The organism is Blautia acetigignens, from assembly GCF_025566865.1.
Lineage (GTDB): Bacteria > Bacillota > Clostridia > Lachnospirales > Lachnospiraceae > Blautia_A > Blautia_A acetigignens.
Genome location: NZ_JAOQJM010000003.1, coordinates 140,279 through 158,538 on the forward strand (window position 1 = coordinate 140,279; position 18,260 = coordinate 158,538).

An 18,260-nucleotide genomic window follows, 5' to 3' on the forward strand; every position below is an offset into this window, starting at 1 on the left:
AAGGAGCAGAGAGGGAAGCGACAACAGAGGAGTAAAACATGGCAATTTTTTCAATGGTTTTATCTTTGCTATGCGGAGTATCGTTTTTCTTATTTGGAATGTCATTGATGGGAGACGGACTGAAATCCGTTGCCGGCAATAAGCTGGAAGCTTTCCTTTACAAGATGACAAATACCCCGCTGAAGGGTGTTGCACTTGGAACCGGTGTTACAAGTGTGATCCAGTCTTCATCTGCCACAACGGTTATGGTTATCGGTTTTGTAAACTCCGGTATGATGAAGCTGAAACAGGCAATTGGTATTATCATGGGCGCAAATATCGGAACCAGTATCACAGGATGGATTTTGTGTCTGTCCTACATCCAGGGCTCCGGTGGAATTGCAAGCATCCTTTCCACAGCTACTATCTCAGCAGTCGTAGCTGTGATCGGTATTATTCTTCGTACATTCTGTAAGAGATCCGTACACAGAAATATCGGAAATATTATGCTGGGCTTTGCCATTTTGATGAACGGAATGCAGATGATGAGCGGTGCCGTTTCCCCGCTTCGTGAAAGCCCTGTCTTCATCAACATGCTGACAATGTTTTCCAACCCCATTGCAGGTATCCTGGTAGGTATTGCGTTTACCGCAGTGCTCCAGAGTGCATCCGCTACCGTCGGTGTGCTCCAGGCACTTTCCGTAACCGGAATCCTTACCTTTGCAAGTGCATTTCCAATCGTTCTTGGTATCGGCGTTGGAGCTGCCTGTCCAGTACTGATCTCCGCAGTTGGAGCCAACAAGAATGGTAAAAGAACTGCCCTTGTATATCTGCTGAACGACCTGTTTGGCCTGATCCTGTGGTCCATTATTTTCTACACAGCGAATGCCATCGTTCACTTTGGATTTATGGATATGATCATGTCGCCTGTATTCATTGCCCTTCTGAATACGGTATTCCGTGTGGCAACTGTCGTTGTACTGTTCCCATTCATACCGAAGATCGAGCAGCTTGTATGCTACCTGGTAAAGGACAGTGCAGAGGAGCTGGAAGACGAGGCAGACTTCGATCTTCTGGAAGAGCGTCTGCTTAACTATCCTGCACTTGCTATTGGCCAGTGCCATCGTGCAATGAACGGCATGGCGAAGAAGCTTCGGAAGAATGTGAACAGAGCCATGAACCTTCTGAACGATTACCAGCAGGATAAATACGATAAGGTACAGCGGAAAGAAGACCTGATCGACAAATATGAGAGCCGTCTTGGGGAATACCTGATTCAGCTTACCAAGCGTGAGATGAACACAGCCCAGACTCGTCAGACCTCCCTTTATCTGCATACCATCAATGACTTTGAGCGAATCGGAGACCATGCTTCCTATATCGCGCATATGTCTAATGAAATGCATGATAACCACACTACCTTCTCTCAGACCGCATGGGATGAGCTGAATGTAGTTATGGACGCAGTCCGTGAGGAAATCAATATCACCTGCACTGCTTTCATGAATGATGACAAGGAAGCCGCACAGCGCGTTGCGCCTCTTGGCGTGGTAATCACCAGACTTTGCGATGAGCTGAAAATGCGCCATGCAGAGCGTCTCAGCCAGGGCAAATGCGGTCTGGAAGAGGGAACTGTATTCAGTGATATCCTGAACAGCTTCGGCCGTATTGCGTCCCATTGTGCAAGTGCCATGACCGCGCTTATGAAGAGTGATGATGAAACGACAGATATTCACATCCATAACTCCAAGATTTATCCCACTGACAGCCTTGAATACTACAGCTATTTCAAGGAATACAGACAGAAATACGACATTGGACCGGAAGTTGAGCACAAGCTCAGCATGGAACCGGAAGAAGTAGAATAAGCATACGAAATACAAAACACCGTCAGAGAAATGACCGGATAGAACCGGGAAATTTCTGGCGGTGTTTTTATATAACAACGTAAAAGGAAAAGTACAAACTGTTCTACAAAAGAATACAATAACAAATATCTGTGTATATAAAAATCATACACATTTTTGGATGATCGGCGTTATGTTCTCGAATATTTTATTTTTCGGAAGGCGTCTCCCCGTACTCTTTTTTCCTAGAAGCCCGGCTGTGATCGGCAGCCGCCGCTTTCCTCTGCATTTTTACATATTGCGTGTACTGCTCATCCGGCACATGCTCCACAATATCCTCAATGTTGCATTCCAGAATGGTGCAGATACGGTCAAGGGTAAAAATCTCAATGTTCTCATTCTTGCGGAACTTATGCAGCAGACTTTTGCTCACCTCGTAATACGTATAAAGGTCATACTGGGAAATATGACGTTCTTCCATGGTTTTCCACAACCTGTCATATTTTATCATGATCAAACCCCATAACTGCGATTGTTCAAAGCAGCAGTCAGGCAGCGAACAAACCCGAATCTGCAGCCAGGATCTACTCCTATTTATGAACAATTTGTACTTGATATATGTCTATTATCGGGGTAAAATTAAAAATATCATAGGGTCGTTATAAAGACCCTAAAAGGGAGGGAGAAGCATTGAAGAAAGTATTGGAGACGGGAATTGAAGTGGTGTTTGCAGGACTTCTGGCAGGATGCCTGTTTTACTGTATGGTAGCCGGAGCTGGAACAACTGCGTATGTGATCCTGGCAGCCATTTTGTCCATAGCCATTTCCGTAACCCTATGTGCCGGATTTCACTATATCAGGAAGCTGAAGAAGCAGCTGGAGGAGCTGGAAGAGAAGCAATAACCGGAAAACACATCGTTACTTCTGTTTTTTCTCCGAATCCCCATCTTGACAAATTCCACATTCTGCCATAGTATAGGAATCACACAGTGAAATGTTAATGTACGAAAGACAACTGTCTTTTTCACGCTGACGTTTAATGATTACAGAATCCTATATAAAGAAGGGAGTTCCCCATGGAAGAAAAAGTGATAAAAGCGGCCCTTTTGGGGCTTGGAACAGTTGGAACCGGAGTTTACAAGGTTCTGAAAGGCCAGGAAGAGGAGATGACAACCAAGATCGGCTGCAAGGTCAAGATCCGTAAGATCCTGGTTCGAAATCTGGAAAAGGCAGCTGCGAAGGTAGACGATCCTGCAATGCTTACAAACAGCTGGGAAGAGATCAAGCAGGATCCTTCTATTGACATTGTGATTGAGTTGATCGGCGGAATTGAGCCCGCACGTACTTATATCCTGGACGCTCTTCATGCAGGCAAGCATGTGGTAACGGCCAATAAGGATCTGATCGCAGTCCATGGAAAAGAGCTTCTGGACGCAGCTAAAGCTTCCCATGTGGATCTGCTTTTTGAGGCAGCTGTGGCAGGCGGAATCCCCATTATCCGTCCTCTGAAGCAGTGTCTTGCAGGCAATCATATGAGTGAGGTTATGGGAATTGTAAACGGAACCACCAACTTCATTCTCACCAAAATGTCCCAGGACAACATGGAATTTAAGGATGCCCTGGCACTTGCCGCCAAGCTTGGATATGCAGAGGCAGATCCGACAGCAGATATTGACGGATTGGATGCAGGTCGTAAGGTGGCCATTCTTGCCAGCGTAGCTTTTAATTCCAGAGTGGTATTTGATGACGTTTATATTGAAGGAATCACCAAGATTTCCGCCAAGGATATTCGCTATGCCAAAGAAATGGGCTGTGCTATCAAGCTTCTTGGCGTTGCACGCAACACAGACACCGGGGTAGAGGCTTACGTTTGCCCGATGCTGATTCCAAACGACCATCCGCTTGCAACGGTAAATGATTCCTATAATGCAGTTTTTGTTCACGGTGACGCGGTAGAGGACGCTATGTTCTTCGGCAGAGGTGCTGGTGAGCTTCCCACAGCCAGTGCTGTAGTGGGCGATATTTTCGACATTGTAAGAAATATAGTGGCAAATTGCTGCGGACGCATTGGATGTACCTGCTATAAACAGCTTCCTGTAAAAAGAATGGAAGATACTTACAACCGTTATTTCCTTCGCCTCCATGTGGAGGATCGCTGCGGTGTGCTTGCTGAGATGACAGAGGTTTTTGCCAAATATCACGTAAGCATTGCCCAGATCATCCAGCGCGACAGCCAGAGCCAGGACGACCATCTTGCAGAGGTTGTTGTGATCACAGCCAAGGTACGGGAAGGCGATTTCAAGACCGCAGTCCAGGAACTTTCCAATAAATCCTCTGTAAAGCGTATTTCCAAGACAATCCGCGTTTACGGAAAATAAAATTTTGAAAAATTGTGATTGAAAAATTCCAGATTTTTGATACTATATATAAGGAGTAACAAACAAAAGAAAAGCTGCTGTTTCCCAGGGGATCAGCAGCCGGGAAATTTTTAATCGCATAAAGGAGAACATTATGAGCAAGAAACCAACGGTTTTAATGATTCTTGATGGATACGGCCTGAATGACAGACATGACGCTAACGCTGTTTATGAAGCAAATACCCCTGTCATGGACAAGCTGATGGCTGAGTATCCTTTTGTAAAAGGTAACGCAAGCGGACTGGCTGTAGGTCTTCCAGAGGGCCAGATGGGTAACTCTGAGGTAGGACATATGAACATGGGCGCAGGCCGTATCGTATACCAGGAGCTTACCAGAATCACCAAAGAGATCCAGGACGGTGATTTCTTTAAGAATGAGGCACTTCTTACAGCAATGAAGAATGCCAAAGAAAATGATTCTGCAATTCATTTTATGGGACTTCTTTCTGATGGAGGTGTTCACAGCCACATCACCCATCTTTTCGGACTTCTTCAGATGGCGAAGAATGAAGGACTTAAGAAAGTTTACGTACACTGCTTCCTTGACGGCCGTGACACACCTCCGGCATCCGGAAAAGGATATATCCAGCAGCTTCAGGCAAAGATGGATGAGCTTGGCGTAGGTGAGATTGGTGTTGTTTCCGGACGTTACTATGCAATGGACCGTGACAACCGCTGGGATCGTGTTGAGCTTGCTTACAACGCACTTACCAAGGGCGAGGGCGTTAAGGGAACAGATGCAGCTGAGGCTGTACAGGCTTCCTATGATGACGGCAAGACAGACGAGTTCGTTCTTCCGACTGTAATCGAGAAGGACGGCAAGCCGGTAGCTGTTGTTTCTGATAAGGACTCTGTTGTATTCTTCAACTTCCGTCCTGACCGTGCACGTGAGATCACCAGAGCTTTCTGCGATGATGCTTTCACAGGCTTTGCAAGAGAGAAGAGACTGGACCTCACATATGTATGCTTCACAGATTATGACGATACCATCGGCAATAAGCTGGTAGCATTCCACAAGGTTCAGCTTCACAACACATTCGGCGAGTACCTTGCAGCTCACAACATGACTCAGGCACGTATCGCTGAGACTGAGAAATATGCGCACGTAACCTTCTTCTTCAACGGCGGCGTTGAGGAGCCGAACAAGGGAGAGGACAGAATCCTTGTGAAGTCCCCGAAGGTTCCGACCTATGACCTTCAGCCTGAGATGAGCGCTCCAGAGGTTTGTGAGAAGCTTGTAGCAGCAATTAAATCTGAGAAATACGACGTGATCATCATCAACTTCGCGAACCCGGATATGGTTGGACATACTGGTGTTGAGGCAGCAGCAATCAAGGCTGTTGAGGCTGTTGATGAGTGCGTAGGCAAGGCTGTTGAGGCTCTCAAAGAGGTTGACGGACAGATGTTCATCTGTGCTGACCACGGTAATGCAGAGCAGCTGGTTGACTATGAGACAGGCGAGCCATACACTGCTCATACCACCAACCCGGTTCCATTCATTCTTGTAAACGCAGATCCGAAATACACACTTCGTGAGAACGGATGCCTTGCAGACATCATCCCGACCCTGATCCAGCTTATGGGCATGGAGCAGCCGACAGAGATGACAGGCAAGTCTCTTCTTGTTGAGAAATAAATAAAATTGCAGCAGCTGTCCAGATGCTGGACAGTTATGGAATATTGTGTGAAAACAGGGTGCAGCTTCCTATAGGGGCTGCACCTTTTTGTCCTCAAAAAGCATCCTGGAAAAATTTTTAAATTTCTTAAAATAGGGGCTTGAAAGTAAGTGGTATTTCGCCTATAATCGCTCTCAAACGATATTTTTTCTTATGGAGGAAAACTTAAAATGCAGACAGATATGACTGTGGGAAAGCCCATGAAAATGCTGCTGAATTTCACCATTCCTGTTTTTATCGGTAATGTATTTCAGCAGCTTTACAGTATGGCGGATGCGGTTATAGTAGGAAAGTTTGTAGGTACCAAGGGATTGGCGGCGGTAGGAGCCACAGGTACCATCACCTTTCTGATCATTGGTTTTCTGATGGGACTGACCACAGGATTTACCGTACTTACCTCCCAGAAATTTGGGGCAGGAAGAATGGATGAGATGCGGAAGACAGTTGGCAATGCAGCCATTCTTTCCGCCGTGATCGCGGTGATCATGACGGCGGTCAGCATGCTGGGAATGCACAGACTGCTGGTTTTCATGCATACACCGGAGGATATTTTTGACGGGGCATATGGCTACATTATGATCATCTGTGCCGGAATTTTTACCCAGGTGCTCTACAACCTGGTGTCCAGTGTCCTCAGGGCTCTTGGCAACAGCAAGACACCGCTGTATTTCCTGATTTTGGCAGCAGGCCTTAATATTGTATTGGACCTTGTGTTCATTATCTTTTTCCACTGGGGTGCGCCGGGAGCTGCATGGGCAACGGTTATTTCCCAGGGAGTGTCCGGACTTCTCTGCCTGGTCTACATCTGGAAAGCTGTTCCGGAGCTTCGCATGAAAAGAGAAGACTGGCATTTTAACAAAGACATTGCCGCGAAGCAGATCAGCGTGGGAATCCCAATGGGCCTTCAGTATTCCATTACAGCCATTGGAACCATGATGGTACAGAGCTCCCTGAATATTCTGGGATCTTATGCAGTCGCAGCCTTTACCGCCGGAAACAAGATCGAGTGTATTTTCACACAGGCATTTGTTGCCATTGGAACTACAATCTCTACATACAATGCACAGAATATTGGAGCCGGAAAGCTGGACCGTGTACGTCAGGGCTTTAGGGCGACGGACGTAATCGGATGCGCGTATGCGGTAATTGCAGGCTTCATTCTTTTCTTCGCAGGCAAATACTTCTCTTATCTGTTTATTTCAGATAATGCAGATGTGGTCATTCCTATGGTGGATACCTACCTCCGGTGCGTGGGAATGTTCCTGGTTCCGCTGTATGTGGTAAACTGCTACCGCAACGGCTTCCAGGGAATGGGCTACGGCCTTCTGCCTATGCTTTCCGGTGTGGCTGAGCTTGTAGGAAGAGGCGTGATGGCTGTTATTGCAGCGAATAAAAAGAGCTACACCATGGCGTGCATGGCAAGTCCGTTTGCATGGGTGGTTGCCACCGTGCTTCTGATTGTTCTTTACTTCTATGTGATGAAGGATATGAAGAAAAAACTGTGCCTGTAAGGTTAGACGTTTCATTACAGTGTGCTGCCGGGTACAGAGCGCGAATCGTGCCTGTAAATCTGGAAACACAGGAAAAATAAGGATTACAGGCATACATACAGAATATAATAAGATAGATGTGTCAGATGGAATTTTGTAACATTTTTCCATTTGGCACATTTTTTCTGTCTTTGGGGAAGAATATTTCTTTTACGTTGCAAAAGTTTGTGTAAAAGACAGAGGAAATATACATTTTAAGATGCAATTTGGAAAATATATGTTATAATAGAATAAGGTTTCGCTGTGAAGCGGCGGGACTTTGTTACAACGGTGTTTTTTTAGAGGAGAAATTTATACATGAGTAAGGACGAAAAGCGTACTCAGAGAGGCCCGGGAGGTTTCGAAGATAAAATAGATGCCGCCATGGCAGACCTGGAAGTGGATCTGGATGATGAGTTCCATGGGGCAGATTTTTTTGATGAAGAGGATACGCAGTCATCTGAGGATGGGGATTTCGATTCCTGGGATGACACAGATGAGGCCGATGATCAGGAGGACTCCGCAGAAGAGGATTACGAGGAAGAATATCCGGAGGAAGAGGAATACGATTCGGAGTATTCAGATGAATTTGAGGAGGAGTCTGAAGCGGACGATGACGAGGAGGAGTCTGAAGAGTTTGATGAGGAAGATGATTCCTATGATGATGAATCAGATGTCCCACAGGAGCGTGAGCTTCAGGTAGAAGAATTTTCCACAAGGTCCGGTCGGAAGAGAAGCCGCAGGGAGAAGAAAGAAAGTACTCAGAAACAGAGCGCCCGCCCCGCATCTCGTTCCGCTAGACCTACCAAGATTGCCTATGTTCCTATTTCTGAAGAAGAGCTGGACGAGAAAATCGTTCCCATCCAGAAAAAGAAGCATAAAGGCCTGAAGGTGACCGGAATTATTGCGGCCATTCTCGCAGTGACAGCAGGCTGTGCATATGGTGCAGTGACCTATTATTATGCGGACCGCTTTTTCGAAGGAACCTATATCAATGGGATCGACTGTTCCAACAAGACTGCCTATGAGGTGGAGCAGGCAATTGCCAGCACAGTGGAGGCTTATTCCATTGAGGTAACTTCCAGAAATCAGGATCCTCAGACTATCAGCGGAAGCCAAATTGGCTACCAGTACATGTCTGACGGTGAGGTACTGAACCTTCTGAAGCAGCAGAAGCCTTATGAGTGGGTGCGCGGCTTTATGGAGACAAGAAGCTACAACACACAGGAGAATGTAACCTTTGATAAGACTCTTCTCCAGAATGAGGTGAAAGCCCTGAACTGTGCCCAGCCGGAGAATCAGGTGGAGCCGGAGAATGCCTATGTGGCAATGAATGGGGATGAATTTACCATTGTTCCGGAGACTGAGGGAAGCAAGCTGAAGGTGAAGGAAGCCTATAAGGCATTAGATGCAGCCATTTCCGGCAGCCAGACCAGCATTGATCTTGGCAGCACGCCGGATGTGTATGCAGTGGCAGCCGTGACCAGTGAGGATTCCACGCTTCAGGCAACAAGAGATGCTTATAACAACTACACCAAGGCGAGCATCACCTACACTTTTGGTGATCAGACGGTGACCCTTGACGGAAGCACACTGAAGAACTGGCTGCAGTTTGACGAGAAGGGACAGCTGGTACAGGATGACGCATCCTTTACCCAGCATGTGAAGGACTTCGTGGCACAGCTGGCAAGCGAGCACAATACGGTAGGAACTACCCGTTCTTTCAATACCACAAGCGGCAGAACCGTTTCTGTATATGGTTCTGCATACGGCTGGAAGATTGACCAGGACGCAGAGGCTGCACAGCTGACGGAAGAAATCCGTACTGGAACACAGACTACCCGTGAGCCTGTTTATTCCATGAGAGCCAATGCCTACGGCTACAATGATATTGGAAGCACTTATATTGAGGTGGATCTGAGCAGCCAGCACATGTATTATTACCAGGGTGGCAGCATCATTTTTGATTCTGACATTGTTTCCGGTGATATCCGTTACGATGACAGAGCAACCCCTCCGGGAATTTTCACCCTGTATTACAAGAAGAGCCCGGATGTGCTCCGCGGTGCGAAGAAGCCGGACGGCACTTATGAATATGAGACTTCGGTTACCTACTGGATGCCGTTCAATGGAGGAATCGGCTTCCACGATGCTACCTGGCAGGCTTACTTCGGAGGAGACCGCTACACCTATGCAGGCTCCCACGGATGTATCAACATGCCGCTGGATGCAGCAGCAACCTTATACAGCATTATTGATACCAATGTGCCGATTGTTTGCTTTTACTAATTGATAACAAAAGAAGTGGAGAATAAGTTACTATGAATATGGATTCCTTTGATTTGATCCTGACTGTAGCAGCTCTTGTAATGGGAGTAATGCTTCTTACCGGTCATGGAGATATTCTGATGAAAGGCGGAAATGCCGCCGAGCGTAAGAGACTTTACGACGAGAAAAAGATTCAGCTGATTTCCGGTGTGACATTACTCATTTTCGGAGTTCTCACCGGACTGGATATGCTGATCAAGAGCTATGTGTATGATATTATTTACCTGGTACTGGTAATTGTCATCTTCATCGCTATGGTAGTTCTGATTCGTAAGAAATGTAAGAAATAAAACGTAAAAGCGCCTGCATCTCGGGAAAAGTTGGATGCAGGCGCTTGTTCTTTTGTAGAAAGTACAGTTGTCCATAGTCATGATAGATAGTGGAAAGCAACGAAAGAGTACTTCAGCCAGAAATACTTTTTTCAAAAAGTAGTGATGAAAATGGAAACTTTGTTAGAAGTATCCTTTGGCAAAAAAATTGCAAGCTGACATTATTCTGGAAAAATCAGAATAATGTCAGCAGATCCATCGGCTTCTCAATCACATAATCCGGTGTATCCACCTGCCCAAAGCCATAAGAGGCAAATACAAATGGCACTTCCGCCTCCTGACAGGCCTGGTAATCCCCGAAGGTATCACCCACATAGACAGGTGCCTTCAGCTCATATTTTTTCGCAATTGTCTGGATATTGGCAGCCTTAGCCTCGCCTGTATCCCCCGGGCAGAGATGTCCTGTGAAATACTTTCCAAGCCCTGTTTTTTCAAATACAAGCTCAATATATCCAGCCTGGCAGTTGCTGACCACAAAAAGTGGATAGCGCTTGCTCAGTTCCCTCAGGGTATCTTCAAGCCCTTCATAAACCGGCGCCCCTTTTTCTCTCAAAAGTTCATGCTCTGCATGGCAGCAAAGGTCAATGATCCGAAGCTGCTCAGCCTCTGTCTGATCGGGAAGAATCGCTTTCGCAATATCCGGAAGCAGTCTTCCGAAAAGCCCCTTCAGCTGATCTGCCGTCACCCGGATGTCAATCTTTTCTTTCTCCAAAACTTCATTCCAGGCCTGCGCCACAACATCTGTGGAATTCCATATAGTACCGTCAACGTCAAAAATAATACTGTCCATTAGAGGTCTTTAGTCCTTTCTGGTGTTTTTACACTGATTTCATTTTATATAGGAAGTTTAAAAAATGCAATGTTTTTATTTAGATAATTTTTAGCTGGCTTTTTGCGGATTTTATGTTATGATAAGAAAGTCAGTTACTGTTTTTGACCTGTTGGTCAGTTTTTTGGCAGGATCAGATTACATGTCAGACAGTAACGCGAGGTGAATCATGAAATACGAAAATATTACAGAAGGCCGTTTTCTTGACCGTCCCAATCGGTTTATTGCCCATGTGGAGATTGGCGGGCAGATCGAGACGGTTCATGTAAAGAACACAGGCAGATGTAAGGAGCTTCTGGTCCCAGGGGCGCAGGTCTTTTTGGAAAAGAGCGGCAACCCGGCGAGAAAGACAGCTTACGATCTGGTCTGCGTCAATAAAAGCGGACGCCTGATCAACATGGATTCCCAGATTCCCAATAAAGCAGCGCTGGAATGGGTAAAGGCAGGTTATCTTTTCCCGGAAGAGGTTCAGGTGACGCCTGAGAAAACCTACGGCAATTCCAGGTTTGACCTTTACGCCTGCTCGGACAGAAGAAAGGCTTTCATCGAAGTGAAGGGAGTAACTCTGGAAGCTGATAACGTAGCGCGTTTCCCAGATGCGCCTACCGCAAGAGGCGTGAAGCATGTAGAAGAGCTGATTCGCTGCATGGAAGACGGCTACGAGGCATATCTTCTTCTGGTAATCCAGATGAAAGGAGTCACAAGGTTCGAGCCTAACTGGGATACCCACCGTGAATTCGGGGAAACCTTACAAAAGGCGCAGAAAGCAGGCGTGCACATTCTTGCTTACGACTGTCTGGTAGAACCGGACCGCATGGAGATCCAGGACCCTGTGCCTGTCCGTTTGGAAAGAGATTAGTGCCATTCTATGGCAGTAATTTGGAGGAAATAAAATGACAGATGAGTTTATACAGCCTCTTCTTGGGTGGTACGATGAGAACAAGCGGATTCTGCCCTGGCGTGATCAGCATAACGCTTATTACACCTGGGTGTCCGAGATCATGCTCCAGCAAACCCGTGTGGAAGCTGTAAAGCCCTATTTTGAACGATTTATCCGGGAGCTTCCTGACATACCAGCCCTGGCAGCCTGTCCCCAGGAGAAGCTTCTCAAGCTGTGGGAAGGCCTTGGCTATTACAGCCGCGTCCGCAACATGCAGCTGGCAGCCCAGGAGATGGTAGAAAAATATAATGGCAAACTTCCTGAAGACTTTTCCCTTCTTATCTCGTTAAAGGGGATAGGGAGTTATACAGCGGGGGCCATTGCCTCCATTGCCTACGGCATTCCCGTGCCGGCTGTAGATGGAAATGTTTTCCGCGTGGTAACCAGAATGACAGAGGATTCCGAGGACATTACGAAGCCAGCCTTTCGTAAGAAAACAGAAAAAGCGCTCCAGGAAATTATTCCTGTGGATCGTCCAGGAGATTTCAATCAGGCTATGATGGAACTTGGGGCAGTGGTGTGCGTCCCCAACGGACAGCCCAAATGTCTGATTTGTCCAGTGCGGGATTACTGCCTTGCAGGACTTCACGGAACCATGGAAAAATATCCGGTAAAGGCCCCGAAGAAGCCCCGAGTCATAGAAGAGCGCACAGTCCTTGTGATCCAGGATGGAAACTGTACCGCAATCCGCAAACGCCCTTCCAAAGGCCTTCTTGCCGGATTATACGAGCTTCCCAACACAGAAGGCTACTTAAGCCGTGAGGAAGCCCTGGACTATGTAAAAGACCTTGGCACAGAGCCCTTATATATAGAAGAATTGCCAGATGCCAAGCACATTTTTTCCCACATTGAGTGGCGAATGAAGGCATACCTGATCCGTGTGTCATCCTTAGAACAGACACACGCCCCAGGCATTCTTTTTGCAGATAAAAAAGAATCAGAGAGAAACTACGCCATCCCTTCCGCGTTTGGCGCATATGCGAAGTACATGAAGGAGGAAATTCAATGAAATTACTTAGTATAGCAATTCCATGCTACAATTCCGAAGCTTATATGGAGAAATGTATCCAGTCTCTTCTTCCGGGAGGAGACGAAGTAGAGATTCTTGTAATCGATGACGGTTCCAAGGACAGAACTGCAGAGATCGCAGATCAGTATCAGGAGAAATATCCGAACATCGTCCGCTCCATCCATCAGCCAAACCTTGGCCACGGCGGCGCCGTAAACACCGGTATCCACAATGCCCAGGGTCTCTATTTCAAGGTAGTAGACAGCGATGACTGGGTAAACGAGGAATCCTACAAAGAAATCCTGAAAACTCTGGAGGACCTAGTAAAGGGCTCAAAGACCGTAGACCTTCTCATCAGCAACTTTGTATATGAGAAGCAGGGCGCAGCCCGCAAGAAGGTCATGCAGTACCGCCATTGCCTGCCAGTGAACCATATCTTCACCTGGAACGAAGTAGGACATATGCCTAAAGGAAAATATCTTCTCATGCATTCCATGATCTACCGTACCCAGTTGCTCCTTGAGTGCAATCTGACTTTGCCAGAGCACACTTTCTATGTAGACAATATTTTTGCATTTGATCCACTTCCATATGTACAGAACATGTACTACCTGGATACCAATTTCTACCGCTACTTCATCGGACGTGACGACCAGTCTGTCAATGAGGCTGTTATGATCCGCAGAATCGACCAGCAGCTGCGCGTAAACAAGCTGATGGTCAATTCCTACACAAGCTGCGGCAGCATGAACAAGCGGGCAAGAGCCTACATGATCAGCTACCTGGACATCATCACCACCATTTCCTCCATCATGCTGATCCGCTCCGGCACCAAAGAAGCCCTCGATAAGAAAAAAGAGCTTCTCGAGTACATCCGCTCCACCAACCGTGTCCTCTACGGAAAACTTCGCCACAGCCTTATGGGCAACTTCATGAATCTCCCAGGCCGCGGCGGCCGCCGTGTCTCCGTAGCCGCCTACAAGATCTGTCAGAAGTTCTACGGCTTTAATTAACAATCCCCAGGGCGCTCGCTTCAGCGAAGCGCCCGTTTTTAGTTAATAGGACAAAAAAAGACGCGCCCTCCAATTCCTGGAGGTTCGCGTCTTTCTCATCTTTAGTAGCGTTTCCCGCGTTTATTCCGTCCAAATCTCTCTACAGCCACATCCCGTGCTTCTTCCCCCGCCTTCTGCGGATAAAAAAACAAATACCCAAACAGCGCCAATGTAGCCCCACAGCAAACATCAATCACAGAATGCTGCTTCAAAAACATAGTAGACATGATGATCAGCAAGGTCAGAACCAAAGAACCATACCGAATGACCTTCTTATCCCGAAGCGCCTCACAATTAGTCAGTGACATATGAATCGCCAGAGAGTTAAACACATGGATACTAGGAAGCACATTGGTCGGCGTATCCGTGCGATACAGCCACCGAACCGCGTCCGTAAACACATTCTCCCTAGGAAACTCCAACGGTCTTAAATGCAGCACATTGGGATACACATAAGACACGATCAGGAAAATGGTCATACCCATCATCATGTTGAAAACCAACTGATAATATTCTTTCTTATTCTTGTTCTTGAAGATGAAGTATAAAACTGTGACAACCTGATATGGAAACCATAACAGATAAGGGACAATAAAATACTCGCAAAATGGTATGTAATCATCAAAAACAGTGTCAATTGCATGGAATCCACGTACCGGTCTGTGCTCCAGATACCCGAAAAACATCAGGTAAACAATTGCATATACAAGTATGATCAGACCATGCTTATATTTCTTAATAAATTGTGCCAAGTCTTTCACTCCTTTTTCAAATCGTGGAGATTATACCACAGGTAAAATGATTTTTAAAGGCTTTTTTTCAATAGAAACTGTTAAATCCTGGCGGATTCCGCCGGATTCCCCATCAATATGGACGGGAAGAGCATTCTCGCTGTGAATATGAATGTCCCTGCAGGTCATAATATGTATCCCTTTAATTCCCGTATGCTTTCCGAAAAAAGCAGTAGGCAGGCAGAACAGAAGCTTCAGCTTCCCAACGCCCTCCACCAGGATCATATCCAGCTGTCCGTCATCCGGCCGTGCATCCGGGCAGAACTTAAACCCGCCGCCCTCATATCTCTGATTCATAACTGCCGTAAAATATACGTGATCATAGGAAAAAGTATTCTCCCCATCCAATGTAACCGTCATTTTCCCCGGAGAAATAAAAATCAGCTGCTTTAAGGCAATAAAAAGATAGATCAGCTTTCCCAGTCCAAGACGATTGAACACCTTCTTAAGGGGAGTAGCAAGCACTTCCTGGCAGACTCCCGCGTCATATCCGATTCCTGTGCTGATGCCGAAATGGGACTTCTTTTCCCCGCAGATCAGATAAGGAACATCCATAGGAGCAATGCGCTCTGCCTTTAAAATATACTCAAGAGATTCCATAGGATCAAAAGGCAGTTCCATGCTTCTGCAAAAATCATTGCCCGAGCCTGTGGGAATGTAGCCGAAAACCACCCGGTCAAAATCTGTGATCCCGGTAAGCACCTCCTGAATGGTGCCGTCCCCTCCAATTGCGATCATATAGACGGGCTCAGAATCGATCCCAAGTAAAGATGCCTCAGAAGCAATCTTTGTAGCATGTCCGGAATATCTTGTAAGGCAGTACTGGAAAGAAATTCCCCGAAGCAATAACTGCTGGTGGAGCTGGTCCCAGATGATACGTCCCCTGCCGGAGTGGGAATTTGGATTAACGATAAAATAATACATAATGTCTCCCTGTGTCGCTTTCTGGTTTCATAATAACATTGGACAGGCCGTATTACAAATTAATTTTGAAAAAATATCGTTAAAATTTTCTAAAGTATGTTATACTGTTTCTTATGACTTTCTTATGAAGGACTTAAGATTTTCCCTGATAGAATTTGATTTAGGAGTAAGGAATATGAAATCACTGGTAATCGCAGAGAAGCCGTCTGTTGCAAGAGACATTGCCCGCGTCCTTGGGGCAAATCAGAAAAACGGCGGCGTTCTGGAAGGAAAGAAATATGTAGTCACCTGGGCACTTGGCCATCTTATCACCCTGGCGGACCCGGAAGAATACGATAAGAAATACGAGAAATGGGAAATGTCCACCCTTCCCATGATGCCAAAAGACATGAAGCTGGTAGTGATCCGCCAGACCGGAAAGCAGTTTTCCGTGGTGAAAACCCAGCTTTTCCGAAAAGATATTGAAGAAATCATCATTGCCACAGATGCCGGCCGTGAGGGCGAGCTGGTTGCCCGCTGGATCCTGGAAAAAGCTGGCTGTCACAAGCCTATTAAGAGACTGTGGATCTCTTCTGTCACAGACAAGGCCATCAAGGAAGGCTTTGCCAATTTAAAGGACGGACACGCCTACGACAACCTTTACCGCGCCGCTGTTGCAAGAGCAGAGGCTGACTGGCTGGTGGGCATGAACGGCACAAGAGCGCTGACCTGCAAATACAACGCCCAGCTTTCCTGCGGCCGTGTGCAGACTCCCACCCTTGCCATGATCGCCAGAAGAGAAGAGGAAATCCGCCAGTTTACCCCAAAGGAATACTACGGCGTTTCCGTGGAAACCCAGGATGTGAAATGGACCTGGCGGGATGAAAAAACAAAAAGCTTCCGCACTTTTTCTAGGGAAAAGGCAGAAGAAATCCGCAGGAAAACCGAGACTGCCAGTCTGGAAGTGACCAGAATCGAGGAAAAAACCAAAAAGTCCATGGCTCCCGGTCTGTACGACCTGACCACTCTTCAAAGAGAAGCCAACCAGAAATATGGTTTTTCCGCAAAAGAAACATTGAACATTATGCAGCGTCTTTACGAGAATCACAAGGTGCTCACCTATCCGAGAACCGACTCCAGATACATTGGAAAAGACATTGTCCCCACCATCAGGGAAAGACTGAAAGCCTGCGGAATCGGTCCTTACCGGAAGCTTGCAGGGGCGCTGATGAACAAACCCGTACAGGCGAATTCCAGCTTTGTGGATGACAAGAAGGTCAGCGACCATCATGCGATCATCCCAACAGAGCAGTTTGTGCAGCTGGATCACATGACAAACGAGGAACGGAAGATTTACGACATGGTTGTGCGCCGCTTCCTTGCCGTTTTGTATCCGCCATTTGAGTACCAGCAGGTAACAATGGAAGCAAAAGCAGCCGGGGAAACCTTTGCAGCCAGCGGCAAAGTGGTAAAAAGCCAGGGCTGGAAAGAGGTTTACGAGGGCGGTGATCAGGAGGAAAGCGAGGAAGACGAGGAGAAATTAAAGGACCAGCGCCTTCCCAAAATGCAGACAGGCCAGAAGCTGAAGGTTCTGCGTGCTGCGCTGAACACCGGTAAAACCAAGCCGCCTGCACGCTTTACAGAAGCAACTCTTCTTGCAGCCATGGAAAATCCGGTGAAATTTATGGAGACCCGTGACAAAGAAGCGGTGAAAACCATCGGCGAGACAGGCGGCCTTGGCACGGTTGCCACAAGAGCGGATATTATAGAGAAGCTTTTCCACTCCTTTATGATGGAGAAAAAAGGCAATGAGATCCACATTACATCAAAGGCCAAACAGCTTCTGGAATTGGTTCCCGAAGATCTGAAGAAGCCGGAACTGACTGCAGACTGGGAAATGAAGCTGTCCCAGATTGCAAAAGGCAAGATCCGCCAGGGCGATTTCCTGCACGAAATCCGGGACTACACCTGCGAAATCGTGGACGAGATCAAGTCAGGAGAGGGCACTTTCCGCCACGACAATCTCACCAACAAGGTCTGCCCACGCTGCGGCAAAAAGCTTCTGGCTGTGAACGGCAAAAACAGCAAAATGCTGGTCTGCCAGGATCGTGAGTGCGGCTACCGTGAGACCATTTCCCGTACCACCAATGCCCGCTGCCCCAAATGCCACAAGCGCATGGAAATGTACGTAAAAGGCAAGGAAGAGACCTTCATCTGCGCCTGCGGCTACAAGGAAAAACTGTCTGCCTTCCAGGCAAGACGCAAGAAGGAGGGCGCAGGAGTTGGCAAACGGGATGTGCAGAACTATCTGCGCAGGCAGCAAAAAGAGGCCAATGAGCCTGTAAACAACGCATTTGCCCAGGCCCTGTCCGGGATTAAACTGTAAGCTTTAGAAGGATATGAGTGTCAAAAGGTCTTTTGCCACTCATTTGATACCCCGGATTGCGGCCCAGCTACGCTGCTCCCGCAATCCTCCAAATATTCGAAATCCGCTGATTTACTGCGTAAATCGCTGCTTTCTCATATTTGGCGTGTCCCAAGTTCAAAAGCCTTATCGTGCAAGCACGAACGGCTTTTTGACCTTTTGACACTGGTATCATTAGAATTATATAAAGAAAGAGGAATTTGCAT

15 protein-coding genes are annotated in these 18,260 nt (G+C 47.0%); 11 read left to right on the forward strand and 4 right to left on the reverse strand.

The features are described 5' to 3' along the window. The first annotated feature begins 38 nt into the window (after nucleotides 1-38). Nucleotides 39-1,847 (forward strand): Na/Pi cotransporter family protein, encoded by a 1,809-nt coding sequence (locus OCV70_RS05845; protein ID WP_195588230.1) that lies wholly within the window; start codon nucleotides 39-41, stop codon nucleotides 1,845-1,847. A 187-nt stretch (nucleotides 1,848-2,034) separates the two neighbouring features. On the opposite strand, the gene OCV70_RS05850 is transcribed toward OCV70_RS05845, so the two are convergent. Continuing rightward, nucleotides 2,035-2,337 (reverse strand): helix-turn-helix domain-containing protein, encoded by a 303-nt coding sequence (locus OCV70_RS05850; protein WP_173766838.1) that lies wholly within the window; start codon nucleotides 2,335-2,337, stop codon nucleotides 2,035-2,037. 179 nt (nucleotides 2,338-2,516) lie between these two features. Here OCV70_RS05850 and OCV70_RS05855 point away from each other — a divergent pair, with 179 nt between their 5' ends. The 6 genes from OCV70_RS05855 to OCV70_RS05880 all read left to right on the forward strand — a co-directional run bounded on the left by OCV70_RS05855 (nucleotide 2,517) and on the right by OCV70_RS05880 (nucleotide 10,066). Then, nucleotides 2,517-2,729, forward strand: a complete 213-nt coding sequence (locus OCV70_RS05855) for a hypothetical protein (RefSeq protein ID WP_173766840.1) — start codon at nucleotides 2,517-2,519, stop codon at nucleotides 2,727-2,729. A 173-nt stretch (nucleotides 2,730-2,902) separates the two neighbouring features. Continuing rightward, entirely contained in the window at nucleotides 2,903-4,204 is a 1,302-nt protein-coding gene (locus tag OCV70_RS05860; protein ID WP_195588229.1) for a homoserine dehydrogenase, read from the forward strand. A gap of 133 nt (nucleotides 4,205-4,337) precedes the next feature. Further along, complete coding sequence (gpmI, locus tag OCV70_RS05865) at nucleotides 4,338-5,879, forward strand: 2,3-bisphosphoglycerate-independent phosphoglycerate mutase (protein ID WP_173766843.1); 1,542 nt, start codon at nucleotides 4,338-4,340, stop codon at nucleotides 5,877-5,879. A 210-nt stretch (nucleotides 5,880-6,089) separates the two neighbouring features. Next, nucleotides 6,090-7,430: an MATE family efflux transporter gene (locus OCV70_RS05870; RefSeq protein WP_173766845.1), complete on the forward strand. Its 1,341-nt coding sequence runs from the start codon at nucleotides 6,090-6,092 to the stop codon at nucleotides 7,428-7,430. A gap of 336 nt (nucleotides 7,431-7,766) precedes the next feature. After that, on the forward strand, nucleotides 7,767-9,737 hold the full coding sequence (locus OCV70_RS05875) for a L,D-transpeptidase family protein (RefSeq protein ID WP_021926876.1): 1,971 nt from the start codon (nucleotides 7,767-7,769) through the stop codon (nucleotides 9,735-9,737). Nucleotides 9,738-9,769: 32 nt separating this feature from the next. Then, nucleotides 9,770-10,066: a DUF3784 domain-containing protein gene (locus tag OCV70_RS05880; protein WP_021926875.1), complete on the forward strand. Its 297-nt coding sequence runs from the start codon at nucleotides 9,770-9,772 to the stop codon at nucleotides 10,064-10,066. A 214-nt stretch (nucleotides 10,067-10,280) separates the two neighbouring features. Here the strand turns inward: OCV70_RS05880 and OCV70_RS05885 are convergent, their stop codons facing one another. Then, nucleotides 10,281-10,895 carry an HAD family hydrolase gene (locus tag OCV70_RS05885; RefSeq protein ID WP_021926874.1) on the reverse strand — a complete coding sequence of 205 codons (615 nt, stop codon included), beginning with the start codon at nucleotides 10,893-10,895 and terminating at the stop codon, nucleotides 10,281-10,283. Nucleotides 10,896-11,103: 208 nt separating this feature from the next. On the opposite strand from OCV70_RS05885, the gene sfsA reads away from it, so the two are divergent. Genes sfsA through OCV70_RS05900 form a run of 3 tightly spaced genes read left to right on the forward strand, consistent with a single transcriptional unit; the run spans nucleotide 11,104 to nucleotide 13,896 of the window. Continuing rightward, nucleotides 11,104-11,793 (forward strand): DNA/RNA nuclease SfsA, encoded by a 690-nt coding sequence (sfsA, locus tag OCV70_RS05890; protein ID WP_021926873.1) that lies wholly within the window; start codon nucleotides 11,104-11,106, stop codon nucleotides 11,791-11,793. Between the two features lie 34 nt (nucleotides 11,794-11,827). Further along, the gene (mutY, locus tag OCV70_RS05895) at nucleotides 11,828-12,883 is read left to right on the forward strand and encodes an A/G-specific adenine glycosylase (RefSeq protein ID WP_021926872.1); all 1,056 of its coding nucleotides are present in this window, start codon (nucleotides 11,828-11,830) and stop codon (nucleotides 12,881-12,883) included. Then, nucleotides 12,880-13,896, forward strand: coding sequence for a glycosyltransferase family 2 protein (locus tag OCV70_RS05900; protein ID WP_021926871.1), 1,017 nt, complete (start codon nucleotides 12,880-12,882; stop codon nucleotides 13,894-13,896). The genes mutY and OCV70_RS05900 overlap by 4 nt, the downstream gene beginning before the upstream one ends. Nucleotides 13,897-13,997: 101 nt before the next feature. On the opposite strand, the gene OCV70_RS05905 is transcribed toward OCV70_RS05900, so the two are convergent. Continuing rightward, nucleotides 13,998-14,687 (reverse strand): phosphatase PAP2 family protein, encoded by a 690-nt coding sequence (locus OCV70_RS05905; RefSeq protein ID WP_021926870.1) that lies wholly within the window; start codon nucleotides 14,685-14,687, stop codon nucleotides 13,998-14,000. 30 nt (nucleotides 14,688-14,717) lie between these two features. Then, complete coding sequence (locus tag OCV70_RS05910) at nucleotides 14,718-15,650, reverse strand: diacylglycerol/lipid kinase family protein (protein ID WP_173766847.1); 933 nt, start codon at nucleotides 15,648-15,650, stop codon at nucleotides 14,718-14,720. A gap of 175 nt (nucleotides 15,651-15,825) precedes the next feature. On the opposite strand from OCV70_RS05910, the gene OCV70_RS05915 reads away from it, so the two are divergent. Then, the gene (locus OCV70_RS05915) at nucleotides 15,826-18,015 is read left to right on the forward strand and encodes a DNA topoisomerase III (RefSeq protein ID WP_173766849.1); all 2,190 of its coding nucleotides are present in this window, start codon (nucleotides 15,826-15,828) and stop codon (nucleotides 18,013-18,015) included. The last annotated feature ends 245 nt before the right edge of the window (nucleotides 18,016-18,260 follow it).

Coding starts and splice junctions, on each gene's coding strand:
- mutY (WP_021926872.1), top strand. CDS start 11,828: ATGACAGATGAGTTTATACAGCCTCTTCTTGGGTGGTACGATGAGAAC.
- OCV70_RS05885 (WP_021926874.1), bottom strand. CDS start 10,895: ATGGACAGTATTATTTTTGACGTTGACGGTACTATATGGAATTCCACA.
- OCV70_RS05910 (WP_173766847.1), bottom strand. CDS start 15,650: ATGTATTATTTTATCGTTAATCCAAATTCCCACTCCGGCAGGGGACGT.
- OCV70_RS05915 (WP_173766849.1), top strand. CDS start 15,826: ATGAAATCACTGGTAATCGCAGAGAAGCCGTCTGTTGCAAGAGACATT.
- OCV70_RS05845 (WP_195588230.1), top strand. CDS start 39: ATGGCAATTTTTTCAATGGTTTTATCTTTGCTATGCGGAGTATCGTTT.
- sfsA (WP_021926873.1), top strand. CDS start 11,104: ATGAAATACGAAAATATTACAGAAGGCCGTTTTCTTGACCGTCCCAAT.
- OCV70_RS05900 (WP_021926871.1), top strand. CDS start 12,880: ATGAAATTACTTAGTATAGCAATTCCATGCTACAATTCCGAAGCTTAT.
- OCV70_RS05850 (WP_173766838.1), bottom strand. CDS start 2,337: ATGATAAAATATGACAGGTTGTGGAAAACCATGGAAGAACGTCATATT.
- OCV70_RS05870 (WP_173766845.1), top strand. CDS start 6,090: ATGCAGACAGATATGACTGTGGGAAAGCCCATGAAAATGCTGCTGAAT.
- OCV70_RS05880 (WP_021926875.1), top strand. CDS start 9,770: ATGAATATGGATTCCTTTGATTTGATCCTGACTGTAGCAGCTCTTGTA.
- OCV70_RS05860 (WP_195588229.1), top strand. CDS start 2,903: ATGGAAGAAAAAGTGATAAAAGCGGCCCTTTTGGGGCTTGGAACAGTT.
- gpmI (WP_173766843.1), top strand. CDS start 4,338: ATGAGCAAGAAACCAACGGTTTTAATGATTCTTGATGGATACGGCCTG.
- OCV70_RS05875 (WP_021926876.1), top strand. CDS start 7,767: ATGAGTAAGGACGAAAAGCGTACTCAGAGAGGCCCGGGAGGTTTCGAA.